The following is a 25,071-nucleotide window of genomic DNA, read 5'->3' on the forward strand; positions in this document are numbered from 1 at the left end:
GGGCCTCGAAAGGAATCCCTTACAGATCCCTTCCTGACACCTCCGGAGGCGTTTGTGAAGGACCTACCTCGACCTATATCAGCCAGTCGGCCGGCCCCCGGCGGTCCACCGTCCGGCAGTGCCACCGACAGCAGCGGCTCAGAAAACGGCGGCGGCGACAACGGCGGCGCAGGCGGCGGGGGCTCCGACAACGGCACGCCTGCCGAGCCGCCGCCGACGCCACCCAGGGCGCCCGGCATGATCCAACTCGTGCCGTGGTGAGGCGGGGCCGGCCGACTGGCTGATATAGGTCGAGGTAGGTCCTTCACAAACGCCTCCGGAGGTGTCAGGAAGGGATCTGTAAGGGATTCCTTTCGAGGCCCGTGTGTTGACGCACGCGGGTTCTCCTGACACGCCCCGGAGGTGTTGTTATGTCTGTGCAGAGTGCGCTAGTCACGTCGTCCACGATCGTCGTTGCTGTGGATGTCGGCAAGACTTCGGCATTGTTCTCGGTGACCGACGCGGCCCGTGATCAGCTGATCAGCCCCACGGAGTTCGCGATGAACCGCTCGGGCCTGACGTGCGCCGCGCACCGCGCTATGGCTGTGGTTCCGGCGTCGGGACAAGTCAAGGTCGCCGTGGAGGCCGCGGGCCACTATCACCGCCCGGTGCTTGATTATCGCTGGCCAGATGGCTGGGAGGTGGTGGAGCTCAATCCCGCCCATGTCGCCGAGCAGCGCCGCGTGCAGGGCCGACGTCGGATCAAGACCGACGTCATCGACCTGGAGGCGATCACCGAGTTGGTGCTGGCCGGGCACGGACGCTCGGTCGGCGACCGCGATTCGGTGTTCGGTGAACTCAGTGCCTGGGCTGGGCATCGGAGCCGGCGGGTAGCCACCCGCACGGCGACGAAGAACCAACTACTCGGCCAGCTGGATCGGGCCTTTCCCGGGCTGACCTTGGCGCTACCGGATGTGCTGGCCACCAAGATCGGCCGACTGGTCGCTGCGGAGTTTTGCGACCCGTCGCGGTTGGCCGCCCTCGGAGCCAACCGGTTAATCCGCTTCGCTGCGGCCCGGGACCTGCGGCTGCGCCGTCCCGTTGCCGAGCGCCTGGTCGGCGCGGCCCGTGATGCGTTGCCGACCCGGGATGCGGTGATCGCCCGCCATATCCTGGCCGCCGACTTGAACCTGCTCGCCGATTTGGATGCGCAAATCCAGGCGGCTGAGGATGAGTTGGCGGCGTTGCTGCCGCGCAGTCCGTTCACCACGTTGACGACAGTGCCGGGTTGGGGCGTGGTGCGGGTGTCCAATTACGCTGCTGCACTGGGTGATCCAGGCCGATGGCCCGGACCGCGGCAAATCTACCGCGCCTCGGGGCTGTCGCCGATGCAGTACGAATCCGCTCATAAGCGCCGCGACGGGTCCATCAGTCGAGAGGGCAGCGTGGCGCTGCGGCGTGCCCTGATCGACCTCGGGATCGGGCTGTGGCTGACCGAGCCGGCGGCCAAGGCCTACGCCGGCGGACTCAAAACCCGCGGCAAGCGTGGCGGGGTCATCGCCTGCGCACTGGCCAACCGCGCCACCCGTATCGCGCATGCTCTGGTGCGTGACCACGCGACCTACGACCCGACCCGCTGGGCCTGACTGTTCACCATCAACGAAAGGACCGATCAGACCCTTCACAATCCCCGTCGGCAGTGCCACGCTCGAAGACGGGACGAAGGGCCGGATCAGATGCCGTACTTGCTATGGCGGACCCGCTCGCGAGTTACGCCGAGGTTAGCTTGGCACCCGGCCCTTCGCCTCCACGGCAGCCCGAACGACGCCAGATGACCCAACACATCGAGGTCGCATAAATCAGCGTGGGCGCCTAGGCACCGGCCCCCAACGAGCACACCGACGAGCACGCAACGTCAGCGCCCCGAGCCGGGACGCCAATCCACCACGACCACACACCCACTTGACACGACCTACAGCCAGCTAACCGATGTGCAAGGGATCGATCTGGACCCGCACCGGGTGAGTCGAGCCGCGGGCACTGAGCACTCCGATGCCGTGACGCAACGCTGAAGCCAACGGCAAGCCGTGGTCGCGACCCACCCTGACCAGCATCCGGATCACATTCAGCTCGTCGGGCACCCCGGCCGGACGCCGTACTCCCGGCGGCAACGGCACCGGCCCCAGCAGGTCGGCGCCGTCGGGCAGCCGCGCCTGCTCCAGCAGCGTCGTCACCGACTCCGGATCACCGTCGAGGGCCGCCATGTGCACCGCGGGCGGCAGCCCCACCTCGGCCCGGGTGGCCAACTCGGCGTCGGCATGGCCGACCGGATCCCACCGGATCAGCGCCTGCACCGTCGGGATCGACGATTCGGCGACCACCGTCACCAGCCCGCCGGACGCATGGTCACGCACCAGCGCCGCCGCGCCCATCCAGCGCCGCAGGGTGTCCTCGGCGGCACGCAGATCCTGGCGGCCCAGCAGCGCCCAACTGTCCAGGAACAACGCTGCCCCGTAGCCGTGCGGGGCGCGGGGTTCGGCGCCGGGAGTGGCGATCACCAGGGCCGCACCGTCCTCGATGCGGTCGACGATGGTGTCACCGGCGGAGGTCACGACCGGGGTGCCCGGGAAGGCGCGGCCAAGTTCTTCGGCGGTGCGCCGGGCGCCGATGACCACCGCCCGCACGGCATCCGACCCGCAGCACGCGCACCGCAGCGCCGGGTCGACCCGGCCGCACCAGCGGCACTGGGCGGCCCCGCCACGCTCGGGCAGCGACAACGGCCCGGTGCAGTGCCGACAGCGCGCGATCGTGCGGCAGCGCCCACAGGCCAGCGACGGAACATAACCGCGCCGGGGCACCTGCACCAGTACCGGCGCCCCGGCAGCCAGTGCGCTGCGCGCGCTCTGCAGCGCCACCGTGGGCAAGCGAGCGCTGCGCGCCGCCGCGTCGCGCTCCTCGGCATAGCCGGTGTCGTCCAGGGCGACCACCCGCGGCACGGCCGCCCGCAACACCGCCCGCGGGGCCACCACGTCGTGCGCCCACCCGGTGCCCACCAGAGCGTGCGCTTCGGCGGTGCGGGCGTGCCCGCCGATCAGGGCGGCGCAGCCCGCCAGATGCGCCCGCAGCATCGCCACCTCGCGGGCATGGGGATAGGGCGCCCGCGGCTCCGCAAGGGAGTCGTCACCGTCATCCCAGACCATCACCAGGCCCAGATCAGCCAGCGGGGCGAATACCGCACTGCGCGTACCGATCACCAGCCGCGCCCCGCCCCGCAACACCGACAGCCAGCGCCGGTAACGAGTGGCCGGACCCAATCCGGCGGACAGCGCCACCACCGACGGCTCATCGATGCGGGCCGTCGCGGCCCGATACAGTGCGTCGACGTCTCGCTGATCGGGCACGATCGCCAGGGCGGTGCGGCCGGCGCGGATCGTCTGGGCGGCGGCGTCGACGAACCGGTCGGTCCAGGAGTCCCCGGGCAGCACCTGCCACACCGCACGCGCCGCCCGGCCTTCGCCCAGCGCGGCCAGAAACGATCCGCCCGCTCCGTAGCGCCGCCAGCCCGCGGGGTCGACCGGGCCGACGACGGGGGGTTCGGTTGGCGGCATCGCTTCGCGTTCCACCCGGGCATGCCGGGGCGGCACCGCCAACCGCAGCACGTCGGCCCTGCTGCCGGCATAACGTGCGGCCACCGCCTCCACCAGCCGGCGGACCTCGTCGGTGAGCACCGGTTCGGCCGAGACCACCCGCTCCAGCCGGCCCAGCCTGCCGACATGGTCGGTGTCGGCACGACGCTCCCAGACGAAGGCGTCCACCAGCCGGCCGTGAAAGCGCACCCGCACCCGGGCCCCGGGCCGGGCATCCTCGTCCTGCTCCGAGGTGACGAGATAGTCGAATTCCCGGTCTAGGTGCGGCACCGACAGCATCGGCAGCACCCGAGCGATGGGCTCGCTGCGGCCGTCGGGTTCGCTGTCGACACTCACCACGCAGGTCTAGCAGACGCCGCCGACCGCGGCAGACGGCGGATCACAGCCATGACGGGCTGTGTATCGGCGGGCACGTGCCCAACTGAGCTGAATTACGTTGCTGCGGTATGCCCGAACAGCGCGGGGCCCACGCGGCCGCGGTGCGACGTCGCGAGGCGGACCTCGCCACGCGGATGCGGACTGCGGGGCTGACCGATCACCTGCTGGCCGCCACAGTGCACGATGCCGCCGCGCACGCCCGTGCCGGCGGTCGCCACCTGCACGCCATCCACGGCGAGATCCGCGACACCCTGGCTTCTCCGTGGGCGCCGGTCTGGGACACCCCGGCCGGTGCCCGCCACTTCCAGCTCTTCCTGGCCGCCAAGCTGCGAGAGATCTGCCGGGTGGTCGCTGACGGCATCGCCGACAATCGGTTCCAGACAGGCCGGTTGCGCTCGAGCGGTTCCGGCTACGGTGTGCCGGCCCGGCTGCGCGACCGGATCAACCGGCAGGCGCTGGCCGACGACATTCGCCGGGTGGCCAACCCGACGTCGGCGATCAGTCCCGCCGAGCTGGCGCGCTACCAGAACGCGCTACGGGTCCGCGACGGGCTCGCGGTCAACGCCGGTGACGGCGCCGCCCCGGTGCTGCTGCTCACCTATGAACCGGCAGCGTTCGGCGGACGCGGGCGGGCTGCCATCGCGATCGGCGATCCGGACACCGCTGACAACGTCACCGTGCTAGTGCCCGGCGCACACAGCAGCGTCCGCGACGGCTACCTGTCGCACCCGGACGGGCGCAATGTCTATCGCGAGGTGGTCCGCTCCGATCCCGACCGCACCAATTCGGTCGTGGTATGGATGGGTTATCGCGCACCGGACAGCCTGTTCGATCCGGCGGTGACCCAACCGGCTGCCGCACGGGCCGGGGGCAGGCTGCTGGCCGCCGACGTCAACTCCCTGATGGCGTCGCATGTCGGCGGCTCACACGTCACCGTTGTGGGCCACTCCTACGGCTCGACGGCGGTGGCCGACGCGGCGGCCTCGGCGGGGTTGCGCGCTGATGACGTGGTGCTCGTCGGGTCACCGGGAACCGACCTGGCCCACAGCACCAACGACTTTCACCTGCCGGCCGGTGGTCACGTGTATGTGGGGGCGGCGTCGTCGGATCCGATCACCGGCTTCGGTGGCGAGCCGCAACTACCGCTGCACCCAACATCGGCCACGCTCGGGCTGGGCGTCGACCCGGCCGCCGACGGGTACGGGTCCACTCGCTTCAAAGCCGAAACCCACGGTGTGACATTGCCGATGAGCGGCCACAGCTCCTACTTCGATCCCGGCGGGGAGTCCCTGTTCAGCATCGGCGACATCGCTTCGGGACACGGCGATGCGTTGGCGAACCACCACATGACCGCCCCGCACCGCCGTCGGCTGCCCGCCTTCGACCCGGAACGACTGCGTCCCGGGACCGGGAATCACCGGCATTGACCGACCGAGCCCGGCGGCGGATGTCAGTCCGTGGCCGCCGCTTCGGTGCCGGTGGGCCGGCCGAAGAAGAACCCGGCGGTGATCAGCAGCTGTGCGGCCGCGTAGGCCCACCAGATCGGCACCGCCAGCAGTTCATTGCCCAACACGAACTGGCTGGCTCCGATCATGGCGTCCGACACCGCGAAGCACACCGCGCCGATCGCGGTCCAGGGGGTGGGCAGCTTCGCCAGCAGCGCGGCGCACACCATCGCGCCGAGCACCCCGACGTACACCGTCACCGGCAGGGTCATGCCTTCGCGGGCCATGCCGGGCCAGAACCACGCCAACAGCACCAGGCAGCTCACCGCCACCACGCCCGCCCCGACCAGCCGGGCCCGCGACACCACCACCAGCGGCAGCAGCGCGCCCAAAAAGCACAGGTGGGCCACGAGGAACGCGGCAAGACCTGCGACGAAGGACGGTTCCCACCACGGGATGGCCAACAACCAGTCGCCGGTAGCCGAGAAGATCAGGGCCGGGATCAGCCAGCGCGCCTCCCTCAGTATCGGGTGGGCGGCCGCGGCGAACACCAACAGCACCGCCATCGCCGCCTTGAAGGCCGGCTGCCCGACCCACTGCCCGGTCAGCGCCTCTCCCGGCGCTGAGCGCAACGCCACCACCGTCAGGAAGATGCCGTAAGCCACTCCCAGCCATCCCGCAGCTGCCCAGCCGGTGAATACTCGTTTGGTTGCGTACGGTGTTTTTATGCCAGCAATCGACCCCATAGTGCTGAAGGTACTGGAAGCCATTCCGTTCCGACTGACACTGGACGACGGCGCCGAAGCAGCGCGTCGCGCTATGCGCAACCTGCCCCATCGGCCGGTGCACCCGGAGCTTCCCAGCGAGGACCGGGTGATCGATGGACCCGGGGGCGCCCTGCCGATACGCATCTACCGGCCGGCGGGCACCGAATCGGGTGGCGCGCCGGTGGTGGTGTTCTTTCACGGCGGCGGCTTCGTCGCCGGCGACCTCGATACCCACGACGGCACCGCGCGCATGCACGCAGTCGACGCGGGTGCGGTGGTGGTGTCTGTGGACTACCGCCTGGCCCCGGAGAACCTGTTCCCGGCCGCCGTCGAGGACGCGATGGCGGCCACCGAGTGGGTGGCGGACCACGCCACCGAGCTGGGCGTCGACCCGTCGAAGCTGGCGGTGGCCGGGGATTCGGCGGGCGGGAACCTGGCCGCGGTGGTGTGCCAGCTGGCCCGTGACGCCGGCGGCCCGAAGATCGCCTTCCAGCTGCTGTGGTACCCGGCCACCACCTACGACGGCAGCCTGCCGTCATTCACCGAGAACGCCAACGCGCCGATCATCGACAGCGCCGCGATCGCCGCGTTGACGCGCGCCTACGCCGGGGACCTCGACCTGACCAGCCCACCGGCGAATCTGGCTCCGGCACGCGCCGAGAATCTCGCCGGCCTGCCGCCGGCCTACATCGCGGTCGCCGGGCACGATCCGCTGCGCGACGACGGGATCCGGTACGGGGAGCTACTGGCCGCTGCCGGGGTTCCGGTGCAAGTCCACAACGCCGAGACGCTGGTGCACGGCTATCTGGGCTACGCCGGCGTGATCCCGGTGGCCACCGAGGCCGCCGACCTCGGGCTGGCCGCGTTGCGGGCTGCCCTGGCGTGATGCGATGCGGCTGAACCAGGTCACCATCGGCAGCACCGACCTGGACCGCGCCGAGACGTTCTACGGCCTGCTCGGACTGCGGCTGATCGTCAAGACGGACGACTACCTACGGTTCGAGTGCCCGGACGGGGACAGCACCTTCTCGGTCGAGCGCAGCAGCGAGATCGCGTCCGATGAGCGGGTGACGATCTATTTCGAAGCCGACGATCTTGACGAGCAATACCAGCGGTTGCGCGGTTCGGTTGCGTTCACCCAACCACCGACCGATATGCCGTGGCTGTGGCGAGAGGCCCGGCTCGATGATCCCGACGGCCACCGGTTGTGCCTGTTTCGCGCGGGTGCGGCCCGCCGGAATCCACCGTGGCGCCTGCCGCCCGAAGCCCAGGATTTGCCGTAACACCGCCCCGGTCGCCCGGCGTGCGCGCTACCGTCGACCTCGATCGACACCGGCGATGAGGAGCGCACCGTGAGCGAGGAACCCGACCACGAGATTCTGATCGTCGGCGCCGGCTTCTCCGGAATCGGAGCAGCCATCAATCTGGACCGTGCCGGGATGTCGGACTTCGCGATCATCGAAGCCGGCGACGGGGTGGGCGGCACCTGGCACTGGAACACCTATCCGGGTATTGCCGTGGACATCCCGTCGTTCTCCTACCAGTTCTCGTTCGAGCAGAGCCCGGACTGGTCGCGCACCTACGCGCCTGGCGGGGAGCTGAAGGCCTACGCCGAGCACTGCGTGGACAAGTACGGTCTGCGCTCGCGAATCCGGTTCGCTACCAAGGTGGTTGCCGCGGAGTTCGACGACGAACGCGGCTGGTGGCGCGTTCAGACGGATCAACTCGGTGAGCTCAGCGCGCGATTCCTGATCAACGCCAGCGGCGTGCTGACCACCCCCAACCTTCCTGACATCGCCGGTGTCGACACCTTCGCCGGGGTGACGATCCATACCGCCCGCTGGGACCATTCGCAGGACCTGACCGGCAAGCGAGTGGCGGTGATCGGCACCGGAGCCTCTGCGGTGCAGGTGATCCCGGAGATCGCGCCGAAGGTTTCCGCACTGACCGTATTCCAGCGGACACCGATCTGGTGCTTCCCGAAATTCGATGTGCCGCTGCCCACTCCGATCCGCTGGGCGATGCGGATTCCCGGCGGCAAGTCCCTGCAGCGGCTGGTCAGTCAGGCCTACGTCGAGGCGACCTTCCCCATCGCGGCGCAGTACTTCACGGTGTTTCCGCTGGCCAAGCAGATGGAGTCGGCGGGACGGGCGTATCTGCGGCGCCAGGTGCGCGATCCAGAACTGCGTAAGCAGCTCACCCCGCACTACGCCGTCGGCTGCAAGCGCCCCGGCTTCCACAACACCTACCTGTCGACGTTCAACCGCGACAACGTGCACCTGGTGGTCGACCCCATCGACCGGATCGCTCCCACCGGGGTCATCACCGCCGACGGGACGTCCCACGAGGTCGACGTGCTGATCTTGGCCACCGGTTTCAAGGTGATGGACAGCGACAACATTCCCACCTTCGGCGTCACCGGGGCCGGAGGCCAGACCCTGGCCAGCTTCTGGGACGAGCACCGACTGCAGGCCTACGAGGGGGTCAGCATCCCAGGATTCCCCAATCTGTTCAGTGTCTTCGGCCCGTACGGCTACGTCGGGTCATCGTATTTCGCACTCGTGGAAGCACAGACGCATCACATCGTGCGGTGCCTGAAGAGCGCCCGTGGCCGTGGGGCGACCCGGATCGAGATATCGGAGGCGGCCAATACCCGCTATTTCGACGAGATGATGAGCAAACGGCACCGCCAGGTGTTCTGGCAGGACAGCTGCAAATCGGCCAACAGCTACTACTTCGACAAGCACGGGGATGTCCCGTTGCGGCCCACCACCACCGTGGAGGCCTACTGGCGCAGCCGCCGCTTCGACATGGACGACTACCTGTTCAGCGCCTGACTGCCGTAGGCCAGAAGACGCGAAAGCCCCCAATTCGAGGCCGAAATGGGGGCTTTCGCGACTGCTGGCGCAAGCAACTAGATGGCGCGCTTGAGGTCGTCGACCTTGTCCAGCTGCTCCCACGGCAGTTCGATGTCGGTACGGCCGAAGTGACCGTAAGCCGCGGTCGGTGCGTAGATCGGACGCAGCAGGTCCAGGTCACGCACGATCGCGCCCGGGCGCAGGTCGAACACCTCCGGGACGATCTTCTCGATCTTGACCGGGTCGACGGTGGCGGTGCCGAAGGTCTCGATGAACAGACCGACCGGCGCGGCTTTGCCGATGGCGTAGGCCACCTGGACCTCGACGCGCTGGGCCAGGCCCGCGGCGACGATGTTCTTGGCCACCCAGCGCATCGCGTAGGCGGCCGAGCGGTCCACCTTCGACGGGTCCTTGCCGGAGAAGGCGCCGCCGCCGTGGCGAGCCCAGCCGCCGTAGGTGTCGACGATGATCTTGCGGCCGGTCAGGCCGGCGTCACCCATCGGTCCGCCGACGACGAACTTGCCGGTCGGGTTGATCAGGATGCGGGTCGACGACGAGTCCAGCGTCTCGTGAGCGAGCTCGGCGAGCACGGTGGAGATGACGTGCTCGCGCAGGTCGGGGTCCAGGGTGTTGACCAGGTCGATGCCCTCGGCGTGCTGGGTGGAGATCACCACGGTGTCCAGCCGGGTCGGGACGTCGTCCTCGTACTCGATGGTGACCTGGGTCTTGCCGTCGGGGCGCAGGTAGTCCAGCGTGCCGTTTTTGCGAACCTCGGTCAGCCGCCGCGACAGGCGGTGAGCCAGCGCGATGGGCAGCGGCATCAGCTCCGGGGTGTCGGCGATCGCGTAGCCGAACATCAGGCCCTGGTCGCCGGCGCCCTGGGAGTCCAGCGGGTCGGCCGCACCCTCGACGCGGGCCTCGTGGGCGGTGTCGACGCCCTGGGCGATGTCGGGCGACTGCGCGCCGATCCCGATGTTGACCCCGCAGGTCTCACCGTCGAAGCCTTTGGCCGAGGAGTCGTAGCCGATCTCCAGGATGCGCTCGCGCACCGTGTTGGTGATGTTGGCGAAGGCTTCGCGGGCGTTGGTGGTCACCTCACCGACCACGTGCACCTGGCCGGTGGTGACCAGGGTTTCCACCGCAACACGCGAACGGGGGTCATCGGCGAGCAGTGCGTCGAGCACCGAGTCGCTGATGGCGTCACAGATCTTGTCGGGGTGGCCCTCGGTCACCGACTCACTGGTGAACAGCCGTCCCTTTTCGCTCACAATGTCGCCTTCCGGGTAATCGTTCAAGAAGTTAGCTCGGGCTAATATAGCCGTGTGGTCCTCGGGAGAGCCTGGCAGCCCGGTGCCCATCCCCCGTGCCACGGGCCGGGTAATGGCGGTGCTGCCCTCCGTCCAGAAAATCCTCGACAACATCCCCCACGACGAGGATCCTGAACGACTCGGCCCTGCGAGCGCCTACTCTACCGTCCGGTCGCCGCCGTCGCCTTTTCGACCCGGACCGCCCAGGCGACCAGTGACCGCAGATAACTGAGCACCAATTCGTCCGGGTGAGTTCGCGGATCGGTGAGGTGGAGCAGGGCCAGTTCCTCCAACGCCGACAGCAACAGCCGGGTCGTCACGCCGTCGGCGTCGACTGGGTGGCCCACGATCCGGGACAGCCGGCCTGCGGCGATGGTTCGGGCATAGCGACGGCCCGCCTCGGTGCGGGCCCCCACCTGGGGCGGAGCACCGGCGGGCGAGCTCAGGATGATGCGCCAGCTGGTCGGCGCCGCATGCAGATACGCCAGAATGCCGCGGCCGAGCGCGTCCGGGTCCTCGTCGGGCGGACCGTCTACGCTGCGCATTCCAGCGAAGGCAATCGCCGATTCGCGGTCCAGTAGTGCGGTCATCAGGCCGGCCAGATCACCGAAGTTCTGATACAGCACCGTCCGGGTGACCTGCGCGGCGCGGGCCACCCGTTCGATGGTCACCGCGGCGTAGCCCTCGGCGGCGACGATGTCGCGGGCGTGGTCGAGCAACTGCGTCCGCCGCGCTTGTGCCGACATCCGCCGCTTCGGCTCTGATTGCGGGCTCATGGCGAGGGCGGCAGCTCGAGCAGTAATTCCACGGCGCGGGCCGCGCTCTGGGCGGCGCTTTCCATGGTCGCCGACCAATCGGTTCGGGTCCAGTCCCCGGCGAGCACCAGGCTCGGCACCGACGTGCGTTGATCCGGGCGCAGCCCGTCGGTGCCCACCACCTGCGAAAAGGTGGCTTTGGGCATCTTCACCACCTGCGCGGCCACCACGTTCGCCTCGGCCGCGGCCGGATAGTAGCGGCGCAGCATGTCCATCTGCTCGGCCACGATCTGCTCGTTGGACCGGTGAATCTGCTCGTAGGCTCCGCTGGTGGTCAGGCAATACAGCCACGCACCATCGGGATCGCGGCGCTGCATCCGCTGCCGGTCGAACACCTCGTCGATGACGCCCGTGCCGCCGATCACCGACTCCATCGCCGCCTCGGTGCCCAACGGACGGTCGAGGTAGAGGTTGGTGCTCACGATCGGTGTGTAGTGCAGCTTTTCTGCTGCGGCGTAAATGTCGGCGTGCTCGGGCAGATCGTCGAGCAGGCCGGCGATATTCGAGTTGGGCACCGCACACACCACCGCGTCCGCCGCGACCTCGGTGCCATCCGCCAGTTGGACGGCACGAACGGCATTGTCTTGCACCACGATTCGCCGCGCCACGGTGCGGTAGCGCACCTCCACGCCGAGCCGGTCGAAAACGGCGAGCGCGCCGGAGATGTACAGCGTGTCGAGGTCGGTGGTGGGGTAACCGATGGTCACCGCAGCGCGGTGGCGTAGGCCGAGTCGGATTCCGGTGGCCAGGACGTCGGCAAAGACTTTCGCCGAACCCCGCTCCACCGGCTCGGCCGCGATGCCCAGTGCCAGCCAGTCCCACACCGCCTCCCGGGCCTTGGCGGGCATCCCGACGCGGCGCAGCCACTGGTCGGTGGTCAGATCGGGCAGATCGGCGGGTTGAAACAGTGCTTCACCGGTCAGGCGCACCGTGGCCGCAGCGGTCCGCAGCCGGTCGAGCAGGCTCGCATCGGGGTGCGGCCCGAACAGCGTTCGCACCGCGCCCAGTCCGCGGGTCACCAGGGTGGTGGTGGCCCCGCCGGGCCAGCGCAGCGTTCCGCCGGTCGGAAACTCGACCATCGATCGGGTTCCGACGCTGGTCAGGTAGCGAAACAGGTGGTCGTAGCCGCTGGCGATCACGTGCTGGCCGTTGTCGGCGAGGTCCGCTATGCCCTGCACCTGCATCGCCTGGGTACGCCCGCCGAGCCGGCCGCGCCGCTCCAGCAGCGTCACCTTCTTGCCGGCCTCGGCCAGCCAGACCGCGGCTGCCAGACCGGCCAGACCGCCTCCGATCACCACGTAGCGACGGTCGTCCATTTCCGGCCCCTCTCGGCTAACTTACGTTCTGCAAGTTAGCCGAGTGACGACGAGCGGTCAATGCTGCGATGGCCACGCGGTGGCGGGCCGTGTCAGGCGCGGTTGCTGCCGAGGAACGCCGCAATCGCGTCCACGATGCGGCTGGCCATCAACGTCTTGGAGCCCGACTCCAGGGCGGACTCGGTTCCGTCCGCGGCCAACAGCCAGCCGTCGTTGTGGTCGACCTCGAAGGCCCGGCCGTCCCCGACGGCGTTGACCACCAACAGGTCACAACCCTTGCGGCGTAGCTTCGCCCGAGCGTGGAACAGCACGTCGCCGTTCTCATCGCCGGTCTCCGCGGCAAACCCGACAATGGCCCGCATATTCGGCAGCTGCCCGTCGGCACGGGCACGCACCGCGCCGGCCAGCACGTCGTCGTTGCGGACCAACTCGATGGTCGGCTCCCCCGCGCTGTCGGGGCCCTTCTTGATCTTGGCCTGAGCCACCCGCACCGGGCGGAAGTCGGCGACGGCAGCGGCCATCACCAGGACGTGCGCCTCGGGGGCGTGCTTGGACACCGCGTCATGCAGTTGCTGCGCGGAGCTGACGTGCACCACGTGGACTCCGGCCGGATCGATCAGCCCCGCGGTGTGTGCGGCGATCAGGGTGACCTCGGCGCCACGCTGGGCGGCCACCCGGGCGACGGCGTAGCCCTGCTTGCCCGAACTGCGGTTGCCGATGAAGCGAACCGGGTCGATCGGCTCGCGGGTGCCGCCCGCGGTCACCAGGATCTTCTGCCCGGCCAGGTCGTGCGGCAACGCGTCGGCGCGCTCCAGCAGCAGCGACGCGAAGGTGTTGATCTCCTCGGCCTCGGGCAGCCGGCCGGGGCCGGTGTCGGCGCCGGTCAGCCGGCCCGATGCAGGTTCGAGGACCACTGCGCCGCGTTCCCGCAGCGTCGCCACGTTGGCGACGGTGGCCGGATGCTGCCACATCTCGGTGTGCATGGCCGGAGCGAACAGCACCGGACAGCGCGCGGTGAGCAAGGTGGCGGTCAGCAGGTCGTCGGCGCGACCGGCCACTGCGCGCGCCAACAGGTCAGCGGTCGCCGGTGCAACCACCACCAAGTCGGCCTGCTGGCCGATTGCCACATGGGGGACCTGAGGGACATCGTCGAACACCCCGGTGTCGACCGGCTGGCCCGAGAGCGCCTCGAAGGTGGCTGCCCCGACAAACCGCAGGGCGGACTCGGTCGGGACGACGCGAACCGAATGACCGGCCTCGGCCAGCTGTCGGACCACGGTGCACGCCTTGTATGCGGCGATGCCCCCGGAGACACCGACGACGACCCGTTTCTGGCCCACCGGTACGACCCGTCCTGCCCGGCTCCGGCTACTCGCCTTCGGTGTATTCGAGCAGGTCGCCGTGGATCTCGCGCAGCGCGATCGACAGCGGCTTCTCCTGCAGGCCGGGCTCGACCAGCGGCCCGACGTATTCGAGGATGCCCTCACCGAGCTGGTTGTAGTAGTCGTTGATCTGGCGTGCCCGCTTGGCCGCGTAGATCACCAGCGCGTACTTGCTCGACGCCCGCTGCAGCAGCTCGTCGATGGGCGGATTGGTGATGCCGAGGGGCGTGTCATAACCACCGATCGACGCCGGGTCGAACTCGTCGGCGTCGGTCAGCACGGCCGAGTCGGTCTGCGAGGTACTCACTTAAGACAATCTCCTGAAGCTCTTTGGCTGGGGCGGGTCACGCCTGCTGGTTGTCGTCCGGGTAAATCAGACCGCGCCCGGTGCGGTATCCACCAGCAAGGATACCAATTCTGAGCAGGCTGTTTCCAATCGACTGTTGACCACGACGGCGTCGAAGTCGCCCTGCGCCGCCAACTCGGTGCGTGCGGTGGCCAACCGGCGTTGCATGACCTCGGTGGATTCGGTGCCGCGGCCGGCCAGTCTGGCCTGCAGTGTGTCCCAGTCCGGCGGGGCCAGAAACACCGTGACCGCCTCCGGAAGGGCCTTCTTGATGGCCCGGGCCCCGGCCAGGTCGACCTCGATCAGAACGGGTCGGCCGGAGCGGGTGGCGTCTATGACGGGGGCCGCCGGAGTACCTGAGCGCTGCAGGCCACCGTGAATGTCGGCCCACTCCAGCAGCTCGTTTTTCTCAACCAGCCGGTCGAACTCGGCCGGCGAAACAAATCGGTAGTCGACGCCGTCCACCTCCCCGGGCCTGGGCGCCCGGGTGGTGGCCGACACACTGAAATACAGGTCCGGTACCCGCTCCCGCAGGCACCGGACCACACTCGACTTACCGACCGCGGATGGACCGGACAGCACTACGACGCGTCCCGCGTTCCCGCTGTCCGGTCCTCCACCGGTATTCACTGCCGGGTCAGGAGAAGTCGAACTTTTCCAGCAGCGCCTTGCGCTGCCGGTCGCCCAGGCCGCGCAGCCGGCGGGTGGGGGCGATCTCCAGCTCGGTCATGATCTCCTGCGCCTTGACCTTGCCGACCTTCGGCAACGCTTCCAGCAGCGCAGACACCTTCATCTTGCCAAGGACCTCGTCGGTCTCGGCGTCCTTGAGCACCTGCTTGAGATTGGTGCCGCCACGCTTCAGCCGGTCCTTGAGCTCCGCTCGGGCCCGACGCGCGGCCGCCGCCTTCTCCAACGCGGCGGCGCGCTGCTCGTCGGTCAACTGGGGAAGGGCCACGATTCCTCCGTCTCGTCATCATCGACAACGTCGATGTTTTCCTTGTCCCGGCCAGGTACTTCGGCCAGAGACGACGACCGTACCCACGCCGTCTGACGAAATCTAACCCCACCCCCCCGTTTCCGGCTACAAATGCCCAGCGTATGGGGTCTGGGCGCGGCACCGTCCCACCCGAGTCGGCCACCGTCGCTCGACCCGCTCCGGGGGAACCGTCATCTTCGGTGCCCCGGCCCGAAAAACCGCTCTGAACTAGCCTTTTGCTACATATTCTCGGTCAGATGGGACGCCGCGCCGTGGCCGCGGGGGGTGGTCTTCGGGATGTGACCGGACCTTCACGCCATTGACTTCCCGCCGCGCGGCGTGTCGGGCGTGTCGAGGGCGGTTCCGGCCACCCGGGGGCCATCGACTGCCGGGGTCCATCGCAACGGACGCCGGCACCTCGACGAGGTGGGCGACCACAGTGTTCGGCACCCTTTGCGCCCCCGGCCAACCCCTGGCAGCCAGGGTCGTCGTCCCGGCCTGCGGATGCGCCGGCGGCAACCCCGGTAAGCCCCCAACGCCCGTTATTTCCGCGCGGAGGCGCTCGATCTCACGGCAAAAAAACACGAAACCAGATACCCGCTGGACTGACAGCAACTATTCAGGGAGTTTTTACATTTGCCCAGCCGAAGCCGTGGATTAGCCGCCTAATGTTCCGGCCAGGTGGACGGTCCACCCGGGGGTGTTTATGGGGGGTATGACTATGAACATTTCCGCTGAATACCGTTTCGGTAGAGAAAGTGGGAATTGATGGCGATGACGACAGTCGGCCGTGCTGGCCGGTGGGCTCTTGCGGCGTCCGCGGTGGTGGCACTCGGCGCTTTCGGGATCGGCGCGGCCGGCGCCGAACCCAATGACGGAATCACCGGTGGGGCCGGCAACAACGGCGGGGTGAATGTCAACATGGGGCCCTTCGGGGGCGGTATGAATGTCGGCAGAAACGGCGGCTTCAACTTCGGCCCTAACGGAATCGGCGCCGGCGGCGGACAGAACAACAGCGCCAACGTCAACATGGGGCCCTTCGGCGGCGGTTACCACGCCAATACCGGTGGGGGCGTCAACTTCGGCGGCCGGTAACCGGCAATACAGGGCCTGCGGGGCGCCCCTGACGGGCGCCACGCAGGCCTTGTTGTGTCAGGTGGGGCTAGGCGGCCAGGTAGGCCACGGCGTCCCGCAACCGCTCGGCGGCGGTACGCAGCGCACCGGCATCGGGTCCGTCCCGCAGCACCTCCCGCGAGACCGCCGGCAACAAGCTGCCCGCAGCGGCCCCTCCCAGCCCGGCAAGGGCCTCTGGGCGCCCTCCCTGGGCTCCAATGCCCGGCACCAGCACCGGCCCACCCAGGGCGCTCAGATCGGGCACCTCGCGCAGCGTGGCGCCCACCACGACCCCGACCGAACCCAGGCTCGCCGCGCCCTCGGCCCGATTGGCTTCCGCGGCCGCGTCGACGATCGCCTGTGCCACGGTGCGGCCGTCGGCGTCTCGGGCACGCTGCACACTGGCCCCCTCCGGGTTTGAGGTGGCGGCCAACACGAACACTCCCCGCCGATGCTGCGCGGCGGTCTCCAGTAACGGCTGCAGCGACCCGAAGCCCAGGTAGGGCGAGGCCGTCACCGCATCGGCAGCCAACGGCGACGGGCCGGCCCAGGCGGCGGCGTAGGCGGCCATGGTCGAGCCGATGTCGCCGCGCTTGGCGTCGGCCAGCACCAACACACCGGCCTCGCGCAGCGCCGCGATGGTGTGCTCCAGCACGGCGAAGCCGGCCGACCCGTAGGCCTCGAAGAACGCCACCTGCGGCTTGACGACGGCGAACCCGGCGAACGCCGCCACACACGTCTCGCTGAACGCCGCCAGCCCGTCCGGCGTCGCGGGCAAGCCCCACGAGGCCAGCAGTTCGGGGTGCGGATCGATGCCCAGGCACAGCGGCCCGCGGGCCGCTGTCGCTTCGGCCAGGCGTGCCCCGAACCCCGGTGTCACTACTGCCCGCCCAGGGTGCTGTGCAGCTCCTGCAGCGAGCGCACCCCGATATCGCCGCGGATGCCCGCCTCGATGCCCTGCACCGCCGCGGCCGCACCCTGAACAGTGGTGATGCACGGGATGTTCACGCTGACCGCTGCCGAACGGATCTCGTAGCCGTCCACCCGCGGGCCGGAGTTGCCGTACGGGGTGTTGATCACCAGGTCCACCTCCCCGGCCCGGATCGCGTCCACCGCGGTCAGCTCCGGGCGCTGCGGACTGGGTTCCTCGAAATTCTTGCGCACCACATCGCACGGAATCCCGTTGCGGCGCAGCATTTCCGCGGTCCCCTCGGTGGCCAGCACCCGGAAGCCCAAGTCGGCGAGCCGTTTGACCGGAAACACCAGGGAACGCTTGTCATGGTTGGCCACCGACACGAAGACCGTGCCCTGGGCCGGCAGCGACCCATAGGCGGCGGTCTGGCTCTTGGCGAACGCGGTGCCGAAATCGCGGTCGATGCCCATCACCTCACCGGTGGACTTCATCTCCGGGCCGAGCAGCGAGTCGATGCCCGAGCCGTCCGCGCGACGGAAGCGGTGGAACGGCAGCACGGCCTCCTTGACCGCGATGGGGGCGTTCGGGCCGACGGTAGCCCCGTCCCCGGAGGCGGCCAACAGGCCCTCCGAGCGCAGCTCGGCGATCGTGGCGCCCAGCATGACGCGCGCGCACGCCTTGGCCAGCGGCACCGCGGTGGCCTTGGACACGAACGGGACGGTGCGGCTGGCCCGCGGATTGGCCTCCAGGACGTAGAGCACGTCATCTTTGAGGGCGAACTGCACATTGAGCAGTCCCACCACCCCGACGCCGTGTGCGATGGCCTCGGTGGCCCGCCGCACCTTCTCGATGTCGCTGCGCCCCAGCGTCACCGGCGGCAGTGCGCACGCCGAGTCACCGGAGTGGATGCCGGCCTCTTCGATGTGCTCCATGATGCCGCCGATGTAGACCTCGGTACCGTCGCACAGTGCGTCGACGTCGATCTCGATGGCGTCTTCGAGGAACCGGTCGACCAGCACCGGATGTTCCGGGGACAGCTGGGTGGCCCGGGTGATGTAGCCGTGCAGCGTCTCTTCGTCGTAGACGATCTCCATGCCGCGCCCACCCAGCACGTAGGAGGGACGCACCAGAACCGGATAACCGATGTCGGCGGCGATCCGCTTGGCCTGCTCGAAGGTCGTCGCGGTGCCATACCGCGGCGCCGGTAGGCCGGCGGTGGTCAGCACGTCACCGAATGCGCCGCGGTCCTCGGCCAGGTCGATGGCTTCCGGGCTGGTTCCCACGATCGGCACACCGGCATCGGCGAGCCGCTGGGCCAACCGCAACGGGGTCTGTCCGCCCAGCTGCACGATCACGCCGACCACCCCGGGGCCGCCCTGCCCGGACTGCTGTTCGGCGTAGTACACCTCGAGCACGTCCTCGAACGTCAGCGGTTCGAAGTAGAGCCGGTCGGCGGTGTCGTAGTCGGTGGACACCGTCTCGGGGTTGCAGTTGATCATCACCGTCTCGAACCCGGCCTGGCTCAAGGTGATCGCGGCATGCACGCAGCTGTAGTCGAACTCGATGCCCTGGCCGATCCGGTTGGGCCCGGAACCCAGGATGAGCACCTTGGGCTTGACCTCCTGCGGCGCCACCTCGGTCTCCGCGGCGGGGTCGAGCTCGAAAGTGCTGTAGTGATAGGGCGTCTTGGACTCGAATTCCGCCGCGCAGGTGTCGACGGTCTTGAACACCGGGTGAATGCCCAGCCGGTTCCGCAGCAGCCGCACCCCGTCCTCACCGGCCAGTTCCGGGCGCAGCACGGCGATCTGATGATCCGACAGGCCGCTGTATTTGCAGCGGCGCAGCAGGTCCGCGTCCAGCACCGGGGTGTCGACCACCTCGGCGCGCAGCGCCACCAGGCCGTTGATCTGGTCGACGAACCACGGGTCCACACCGGAGGCCTCGGCGACCGCTTCCACACTGGCGCCCAGCCGCAGCGCCAGCTCGATGTCGTAGAGCCGGCCCTCGGTGGGGGTGCGCAGCCGCTCCAGCGCTGCGGTGGCCGAGTCTTCGTCGGGGTCCGGTTTGGTCCAGAACCCGGCGCGATCGGTCTCCAGCGAGCGCATCACCTTGCCGAGCGACTCGATGAAGTTGCGGCCCAACGACATCGCTTCGCCCACCGATTTCATGGTGGTGGTCAACCGCGGGTCGGCGCCGGGGAACTTCTCGAACGCGAAGCGCGGCGCCTTCACCACGACGTAGTCCAGCGCCGGCTCGAAGCAGGCCGGGGTCTCTTTGGTGATGTCGTTGATGATCTCGTCGAGGGTGTAGCCGATCGCGAGCTTGGCGGCGATCTTGGCGATCGGGAAGCCGGTCGCCTTAGACGCCAGCGCACTGGATCGCGAGACCCGCGGGTTCATCTCGATCACGATGAGCCGGCCGTCCTTCGGGTTGACCGCGAACTGGATGTTGCAGCCGCCGGTGTCCACCCCGACCTCGCGCAGGATCGCGATGCCCAGATCGCGCATCCGCTGATATTCCCGGTCAGTCAGTGTCATCGCCGGGGCGACGGTCACCGAGTCGCCGGTGTGCACGCCCATCGGGTCGACGTTCTCGATCGAGCAGACCACGACGACGTTGTCGTTGCCGTCGCGCATCAGCTCGAGCTCGAATTCCTTCCACCCGTAGATGGATTCCTCGATCAGGACGTTGGCCGTCGGCGAGGCGGCCAGGCCGTCGCCGGCCATCCGCTCCACCTCGTCGAGGCTGGCCGCCAGCCCGGATCCCAGACCGCCCATGGTGAAAGAGGGGCGAACGACGACGGGCAACCCGAGTTCGGCGACGGTCTCGGTGACCTCGGCCATGGTGTAACAGACCCGGGAACGCGCCGACTCGCCGCCTACCTTGGCGACGATGTCCTTGAACTGCTGGCGATCCTCGCCGCGCTGGATCGCCTCGAAGTCCGCGCCGATCAGCTCGACCCCGTAGCGCTCCAGCACCCCGTGCTCATGCAGAGCCACCGCGGTGTTCAGCGCCGTCTGCCCACCCAGGGTGGCCAGCAGCGCATCGACCTTGTTGCCGCGCTCAGCCTGCTGAGCCAGCACCTTTTCGACGAACTCCCAGGTGATGGGCTCGACGTAGGTGTTGTCGGCATATTCGGGGTCGGTCATGATGGTGGCCGGATTGGAGTTGACCAGGCTCACCTGCAGGCCTTCGGCCTTGAGCACGCGGCAGGCCTGGGTCCCCGAATAGTCGAATTCACAGGCCTGTCCGATCACGATCGGCCCGGAGCCGATCACCAGAACATGGCGCAGGTCGGTACGGCGCGGCATTACTTCTCCCCTGCCATCAGGTCGACGAACTGGTCGAACAGGTACTCCGCGTCGTGCGGTCCGGCCGCGGCCTCCGGGTGGTACTGCACCGAGAACGCCCGGCCGTCGGCGAGCTTGACGCCCTCGACGACTCCGTCGTTGGCGCAGGTGTGGCTGACCACCGCCGGGCCGAAGTCGGTGTCAAAGCGTTGGCCTGCTTCGCCTTCCAGCGCAAAGCCGTGGTTCTGCGCGGTCACCGCCACCCGCCCGGTGGCATGGTCGATCACCGGGATGTTGATGCCGCGGTGGCCGAACGTCATCTTGTAGGTGTTCAGGCCCAGTGCCCGCCCCAGGATCTGGTTGCCGAAACAGATTCCGAACAACGGGATTCCGGCACCGAGCACCTCGCGGGTCAACGCCACCATCGCCTCCGCGGTGGCCGGGTCCCCGGGCCCGTTGGACAGGAACACTCCATCTGGCTTCAGGTCGGCGATCTGTGCGAAGTCCACCGACGACGGCAGCACGTGGCTGCGGATTCCGCGCCGCGAGAAGTTGCGCGGCGTGTTGGTCTTGATGCCCAGGTCCAGCGCGGCGATGGTGAACCGGTGTGCGCCCTCGGGTTCCACCACGTATCCGGCGTCGGTGCTGACCTGCCCGGCGAGGTCGGCGCCGAGCATCGACGGCTGCTCACGGACCCGGGTCACCAACTCATCCGGTGATGCCAGCGCGTCACCGGAGAACACCCCGGCCTTCATCGAGCCGTGATTGCGCAGGTGGCGCACGATGGTCCGGGTGTCGACCCCGGCGATACCGACGATGCCCTGACGGACCAGCTCGTCGTCGAGGGTTCCGGTGGCCCGCCAATTCGACGCCCGCGGCGACGGGTCGCGCACCACATAGCCCGCCACCCAGATCTTTTCGTCGCGGCTCTCCCCGTCCTCGCGGTTCCAGCCGGTGTTGCCGATCTGCGGGGCGGTGGCCACCACGATCTGCCGGTGGTAACTGGGATCGGTCAGGGTCTCCTGATAGCCGGACATGCCGGTGGAGAACACCGCCTCACCCAGGGTCTGTCCCACGGCCCCGAACGGCGTTCCGGTGAACGTCCGGCCGTCCTCGAGAACCAGCACCGCACGCGAGTTCATCTGTCGTCTTCCTCTTCTTCCAACCAGCGGCTGTGCTCCGCGCGGTCGTCCGCGCGGAAGCCGGTGTCTATCTCGGTGCCCGACGGCAGTTGCCAGCGGATCGCCAGCACTCCGTCATGGCTGCGCGTTGGGATCGTGCGCCCGACGATGCCGCGTTCGGCGCGAACGGCGATCACCGTGTCCGCAGGGATCCAGATCGGCCGGGCGCCGCTGCGCTGCACCATGATTCCCTCGGGATAGCGGGTCAGCACCGCCTTGGTGCGATAGCCCAGGTCGCCGACCACCACCCGGTCGTTCCACTTCGGGGCCAGCGTGCAGCCCAGATACTGCCCGCGGGTGGCGGCCACAGTCGGTGCCCCCACCGTGTCGGGCACCGTGGGCAGGGTCCCGATCAGCGCGTCCTGCAGCTGGCCGCGGCGGCGCCAGCCGCGCATCATCAACCGGATCACCACGCCGATCAGCACCACCAGCAGAAACGCGAAGACCAGCGAGCCGATCAGCGTGGGCGTGTTCATACCGGGCTCTTCCCGTCCCGGGCGGTGATCCGGCCACGCAGCAGGGTCGCGGTGACGGTCGCGGGCAGGGTCATCTCCTCATAGGGGGTGTTGTCCGAACGGCTGGCCAGTTGCGCACCGGCGACCACCCAGGTGGTGTCGGGATCGATGACGGTCAGGTTGGCCGGCTCGCCCACCTCCAGTGGACGGCCCTGATCCGGCAGACCGACGATCTGCGCGGGCCGCTCGCTCATCACCCGGGCCACGTCACGCCAGGTCAGCCGACCGGTCTGCACCATGGTGGCCACCACCACCGAAAGCGCGGTCTGCAGGCCCAGCATCCCGGGCCGGGCGGAGGCGAATTCGCAGGTCTTCTCGTGTTCGGCGTGCGGGGCGTGATCGGTGGCCACGCAATCGATCACGCCGTCGGCCAACGCCTGACGCAGCGCCTCGGTGTCGGAGGCCTCGCGCAGCGGCGGGTTGACCCGGTTGCGTCCGTCGTAGTCGACGAGCCGGCTGTCATCGAGCATCAGGTGGTGCGGAGTGACTTCGGCGCTCACCGAGATACCTTGCGCCTTCGCCCACTTCAGCAGCTCCACGGTGCCGGCGGTGGACGCATGGCAGATGTGCAGTCGGGCGCCGGCGTCGCGGGCCAGCAGGACGTCTCGAGCCACAATCGACTCTTCGGCGACGCGCGGCCAGCCGGCCAGGCCCAACCGGGCCGCGTTGGGCCCCTCGTGGGCGACCGAGCCGACAGTCAGCCGTGGCTCCTCGGCGTGCTGGGCGATCAACACCCCCAGTCCGGTCGCGTACTCCAGCGCGCGGCGCATCACCAGCGGGTGGTCCACACAGACACCGTCGTCGGAGAACATCCGAACACCGGCGGTGCCGGCGGCCATCATGCCCATCTCTGTCAGCTGCGTGCCGCCCAGCCCGACCGTGACTGCGCCGACCGGGTGCACGTCGACCAGGCCGATCTGCTGGCCGCGCTGCCAGACATGGTCGGTGACCACCGGAGAGTCGGCCACTGGATCGGTGTTGGCCATCGCGAACACCGCGGTGTAGCCGCCCAGGGCCGCCGCCGCCGAGCCGGTTTCGATGTCCTCGGCATATTCGCGTCCCGGTTCACGCAGATGGGTGTGCAGGTCGACGAAGCCCGGCAGCAACACCTGTCCGGGCGCGTCGATGACCTCAGCGCCGTCCGGTACGGACAGACCGGTCCCGATCTGCACGATCTGGCCGTCTTGCACCAGGACGTTGACCTGGTCGCCTTCGCCGTAGCACCGCACTCCGCGGATCAGCACGCTCACAACGCTGCTTCCTCTCCAGCCGACCCCGCGGATCCGCTGCCCACCAGCAGATGGAACAGCACCGCCATGCGCACGTGCACGCCGTTGGAAACCTGTTGCAGCACCGCGGATTGCGACGAGTCAGCGACCGACGAGGAGATCTCCATGCCGCGCAGCATCGGACCGGGGTGCAGCACCACCGCGTGGTCGGGCAGCATCGCCCGGCGCTTCTCCGAGAGCCCGTACCGCACCGAGTACTCCCGCGTAGACGGGAAGAATCCGCCGGTCATCCGCTCGGCCTGCACCCGCAGCATCAGCACCGCGTCGGCCGCGGGCAGCTCGGCGTCGAGGTCGTAACTCACGGTCACCGGCCAGTCGCTGCCCCCGGCCGGCAACAGCGTCGGCGGGGCGACCAGCACCACCTCTGCGCCGAGGGTGGCCAGCAGTTGCACGTTGGAGCGGGCCACCCGGCTGTGCACGATGTCGCCGACGATCACCACCCGTCGGCCCTCGATTCCGCCGAGTCGTTGGCGCAGCGTCAGCGCGTCCAGCAGCGCCTGGGTCGGGTGTTCGTGGGTACCGTCGCCGGCGTTGATCACCGACGGCCCGGTCTCCTCGGCGCGCGCGGTCCACTCGGCGAGCAGGTGCGCCGCCCCCGAGGACGGGTGCCGGATGATCAGCGCGTCGGCGCCGGCAGCGCGCAATGTCAACGCGGTGTCGCGCAGCGACTCGCCCTTGTTGACCGAGGATCCCGACGCCGACACGTTGATCACGTCGGCGCTCATCCACTTGCCGGCCACCTCGAACGAGACCCGGGTCCGGGTGGAGTTCTCGTAGAACATGGTGATCACGGTGCGCCCGCGCAGGGTGGGCAGCTTTTTGACCTCGCGTCCCACCAGCGCCTGAGCGAAACGGTCGGCGTCGTCGAGGATCGCGGTGGCCTCATCACGGCTCAAATCGCCGGCTGCCAGCAGATGCCTGGTGCTCACCGGGTAATCACCACCTGGTCGCGGCCGTCGTGTTCAGCCAGTAGTACGTGCACGCTTTCGCCGCGGGCGGTCGGCACGTTCTTGCCGACATAGTCGGCGCGCACCGGCAGCTCGCGGTGGCCGCGGTCCACCAGCACAGCCAGCTGCACGATCCGGGGTCGCCCCACGTCGCGCAGCGCGTCCAGTGCGGCCCGCACCGATCGGCCGGCGAAGAGCACGTCGTCGACCAGGATCACGCACGCGTCGTCGATGCCGCCCGCCGGAATCGAGGTGGGCTCCAGCGGCCGCGGGGGCTGACGCATGAGGTCGTCGCGGTACAACGTGATGTCCAGCGCTCCGTGCGCGACATCAACTCCGCAGAATTCGCTGATCTTGGCGGCCAGCCGCTGGGCCAGGGTGACGCCGCGGGTGGGTATGCCCAACAGCACGACGCGCGGGGAGTTGGCTCTATCGGGGTCGTCTAAGGCCGTCTTCTCGATGATCTGATGTGCGATCCGAGAAACAGTGCGACCCACATCCGCCGAGGACATCAATTCCCGGTCGGTGCTGGAATTACCGGCAGCGCCCATGCGAAACTGCAGGACCTCCTTCTCCGCCTCTCGGGACGGATCGTTAAAGGATGTCG

22 protein-coding genes are annotated in these 25,071 nt (G+C 68.9%); 6 read left to right on the plus strand and 16 right to left on the minus strand.

The window, feature by feature from the left end; translation table 11 throughout:
• Positions 1–410 precede the first annotated feature (410 nt).
• Positions 411–1,625, plus strand: a complete 1,215-nt coding sequence (locus tag EJK91_RS15230; protein WP_125079344.1) for an IS110 family transposase — start codon at positions 411–413, stop codon at positions 1,623–1,625.
• 336 nt (positions 1,626–1,961) lie between these two features.
• On the opposite strand, the gene EJK91_RS15235 is transcribed toward EJK91_RS15230, so the two are convergent.
• The gene (locus EJK91_RS15235; RefSeq protein WP_125079371.1) at positions 1,962–3,905 is read right to left on the minus strand and encodes a primosomal protein N'; all 1,944 of its coding nucleotides are present in this window, start codon (positions 3,903–3,905) and stop codon (positions 1,962–1,964) included.
• 167 nt (positions 3,906–4,072) lie between these two features.
• Here EJK91_RS15235 and EJK91_RS15240 point away from each other — a divergent pair, with 167 nt between their 5' ends.
• On the plus strand, positions 4,073–5,431 hold the full coding sequence (locus EJK91_RS15240) for an alpha/beta hydrolase (RefSeq protein WP_125079345.1): 1,359 nt from the start codon (positions 4,073–4,075) through the stop codon (positions 5,429–5,431).
• 23 nt (positions 5,432–5,454) lie between these two features.
• Here the strand turns inward: EJK91_RS15240 and EJK91_RS15245 are convergent, their stop codons facing one another.
• Positions 5,455–6,177 (minus strand): lysoplasmalogenase, encoded by a 723-nt coding sequence (locus EJK91_RS15245; RefSeq protein ID WP_192830908.1) that lies wholly within the window; start codon positions 6,175–6,177, stop codon positions 5,455–5,457.
• On the opposite strand from EJK91_RS15245, the gene EJK91_RS15250 reads away from it, so the two are divergent.
• The 3 genes from EJK91_RS15250 (at position 6,176) to EJK91_RS15260 (ending at position 9,053) form a co-directional block, all read left to right on the plus strand.
• Complete coding sequence (locus tag EJK91_RS15250) at positions 6,176–7,102, plus strand: alpha/beta hydrolase (RefSeq protein WP_125079346.1); 927 nt, start codon at positions 6,176–6,178, stop codon at positions 7,100–7,102. The two genes, EJK91_RS15245 and EJK91_RS15250, sit on opposite strands and share 2 nt — an antisense overlap.
• Before the next feature lie 4 nt (positions 7,103–7,106).
• Positions 7,107–7,499: a VOC family protein gene (locus tag EJK91_RS15255; protein WP_125079347.1), complete on the plus strand. Its 393-nt coding sequence runs from the start codon at positions 7,107–7,109 to the stop codon at positions 7,497–7,499.
• A 69-nt stretch (positions 7,500–7,568) separates the two neighbouring features.
• Positions 7,569–9,053: a flavin-containing monooxygenase gene (locus EJK91_RS15260; RefSeq protein ID WP_125079348.1), complete on the plus strand. Its 1,485-nt coding sequence runs from the start codon at positions 7,569–7,571 to the stop codon at positions 9,051–9,053.
• A gap of 77 nt (positions 9,054–9,130) precedes the next feature.
• On the opposite strand, the gene metK is transcribed toward EJK91_RS15260, so the two are convergent.
• From metK to mihF, 7 genes are all read right to left on the minus strand, one after another.
• Entirely contained in the window at positions 9,131–10,342 is a 1,212-nt protein-coding gene (gene metK / locus EJK91_RS15265; RefSeq protein ID WP_024443556.1) for a methionine adenosyltransferase, read from the minus strand.
• Positions 10,343–10,542: 200 nt separating this feature from the next.
• Positions 10,543–11,157 (minus strand): TetR/AcrR family transcriptional regulator, encoded by a 615-nt coding sequence (locus EJK91_RS15270; RefSeq protein WP_125079349.1) that lies wholly within the window; start codon positions 11,155–11,157, stop codon positions 10,543–10,545.
• Entirely contained in the window at positions 11,154–12,512 is a 1,359-nt protein-coding gene (gene hpnE / locus EJK91_RS15275; RefSeq protein WP_125079350.1) for a hydroxysqualene dehydroxylase HpnE, read from the minus strand. The genes EJK91_RS15270 and hpnE overlap by 4 nt, the downstream gene beginning before the upstream one ends.
• A 92-nt stretch (positions 12,513–12,604) precedes the next feature.
• A complete protein-coding gene (gene coaBC / locus EJK91_RS15280) occupies positions 12,605–13,852 on the minus strand; it encodes a bifunctional phosphopantothenoylcysteine decarboxylase/phosphopantothenate--cysteine ligase CoaBC (protein WP_125079351.1) in 1,248 nt (415 codons plus the stop codon).
• 28 nt (positions 13,853–13,880) lie between these two features.
• Positions 13,881–14,201 carry a DNA-directed RNA polymerase subunit omega gene (gene rpoZ, locus EJK91_RS15285; protein WP_024443560.1) on the minus strand — a complete coding sequence of 107 codons (321 nt, stop codon included), beginning with the start codon at positions 14,199–14,201 and terminating at the stop codon, positions 13,881–13,883.
• A gap of 66 nt (positions 14,202–14,267) precedes the next feature.
• Positions 14,268–14,870: a guanylate kinase gene (gmk, locus tag EJK91_RS15290; protein WP_024443561.1), complete on the minus strand. Its 603-nt coding sequence runs from the start codon at positions 14,868–14,870 to the stop codon at positions 14,268–14,270.
• A gap of 7 nt (positions 14,871–14,877) precedes the next feature.
• The gene (gene mihF, locus EJK91_RS15295) at positions 14,878–15,195 is read right to left on the minus strand and encodes an integration host factor, actinobacterial type (protein WP_003932123.1); all 318 of its coding nucleotides are present in this window, start codon (positions 15,193–15,195) and stop codon (positions 14,878–14,880) included.
• Between the two features lie 789 nt (positions 15,196–15,984).
• Here mihF and EJK91_RS15300 point away from each other — a divergent pair.
• Positions 15,985–16,311 (plus strand): hypothetical protein, encoded by a 327-nt coding sequence (locus EJK91_RS15300; protein ID WP_125079352.1) that lies wholly within the window; start codon positions 15,985–15,987, stop codon positions 16,309–16,311.
• Between the two features lie 67 nt (positions 16,312–16,378).
• Here EJK91_RS15300 and pyrF read toward each other — a convergent pair whose 3' ends face one another.
• The 7 genes from pyrF to pyrR are packed head-to-tail and all read right to left on the minus strand — an operon-like array spanning position 16,379 to position 25,015.
• Entirely contained in the window at positions 16,379–17,209 is an 831-nt protein-coding gene (gene pyrF, locus EJK91_RS15305) for an orotidine-5'-phosphate decarboxylase (protein ID WP_024443563.1), read from the minus strand.
• Positions 17,209–20,553: a carbamoyl-phosphate synthase large subunit gene (gene carB / locus EJK91_RS15310; protein WP_046301555.1), complete on the minus strand. Its 3,345-nt coding sequence runs from the start codon at positions 20,551–20,553 to the stop codon at positions 17,209–17,211. Before carB ends, pyrF begins: the two co-directional genes overlap by 1 nt.
• On the minus strand, positions 20,553–21,674 hold the full coding sequence (gene carA, locus EJK91_RS15315) for a glutamine-hydrolyzing carbamoyl-phosphate synthase small subunit (RefSeq protein ID WP_125079353.1): 1,122 nt from the start codon (positions 21,672–21,674) through the stop codon (positions 20,553–20,555). The genes carB and carA overlap by 1 nt, the downstream gene beginning before the upstream one ends.
• Complete coding sequence (locus tag EJK91_RS15320) at positions 21,671–22,189, minus strand: PH-like domain-containing protein (protein ID WP_125079354.1); 519 nt, start codon at positions 22,187–22,189, stop codon at positions 21,671–21,673. Before EJK91_RS15320 ends, carA begins: the two co-directional genes overlap by 4 nt.
• Positions 22,186–23,478 (minus strand): dihydroorotase, encoded by a 1,293-nt coding sequence (locus EJK91_RS15325; protein WP_125079355.1) that lies wholly within the window; start codon positions 23,476–23,478, stop codon positions 22,186–22,188. The genes EJK91_RS15320 and EJK91_RS15325 overlap by 4 nt, the downstream gene beginning before the upstream one ends.
• A complete protein-coding gene (locus tag EJK91_RS15330; RefSeq protein ID WP_046301551.1) occupies positions 23,475–24,446 on the minus strand; it encodes an aspartate carbamoyltransferase catalytic subunit in 972 nt (323 codons plus the stop codon). Before EJK91_RS15330 ends, EJK91_RS15325 begins: the two co-directional genes overlap by 4 nt.
• On the minus strand, positions 24,443–25,015 hold the full coding sequence (gene pyrR, locus EJK91_RS15335) for a bifunctional pyr operon transcriptional regulator/uracil phosphoribosyltransferase PyrR (RefSeq protein ID WP_024442183.1): 573 nt from the start codon (positions 25,013–25,015) through the stop codon (positions 24,443–24,445). The genes EJK91_RS15330 and pyrR overlap by 4 nt, the downstream gene beginning before the upstream one ends.
• Positions 25,016–25,071 lie beyond the last annotated feature (56 nt).

The organism is Mycobacterium sp. P7213 (assembly GCF_900604305.1).
Lineage (GTDB): Bacteria > Actinomycetota > Actinomycetes > Mycobacteriales > Mycobacteriaceae > Mycobacterium.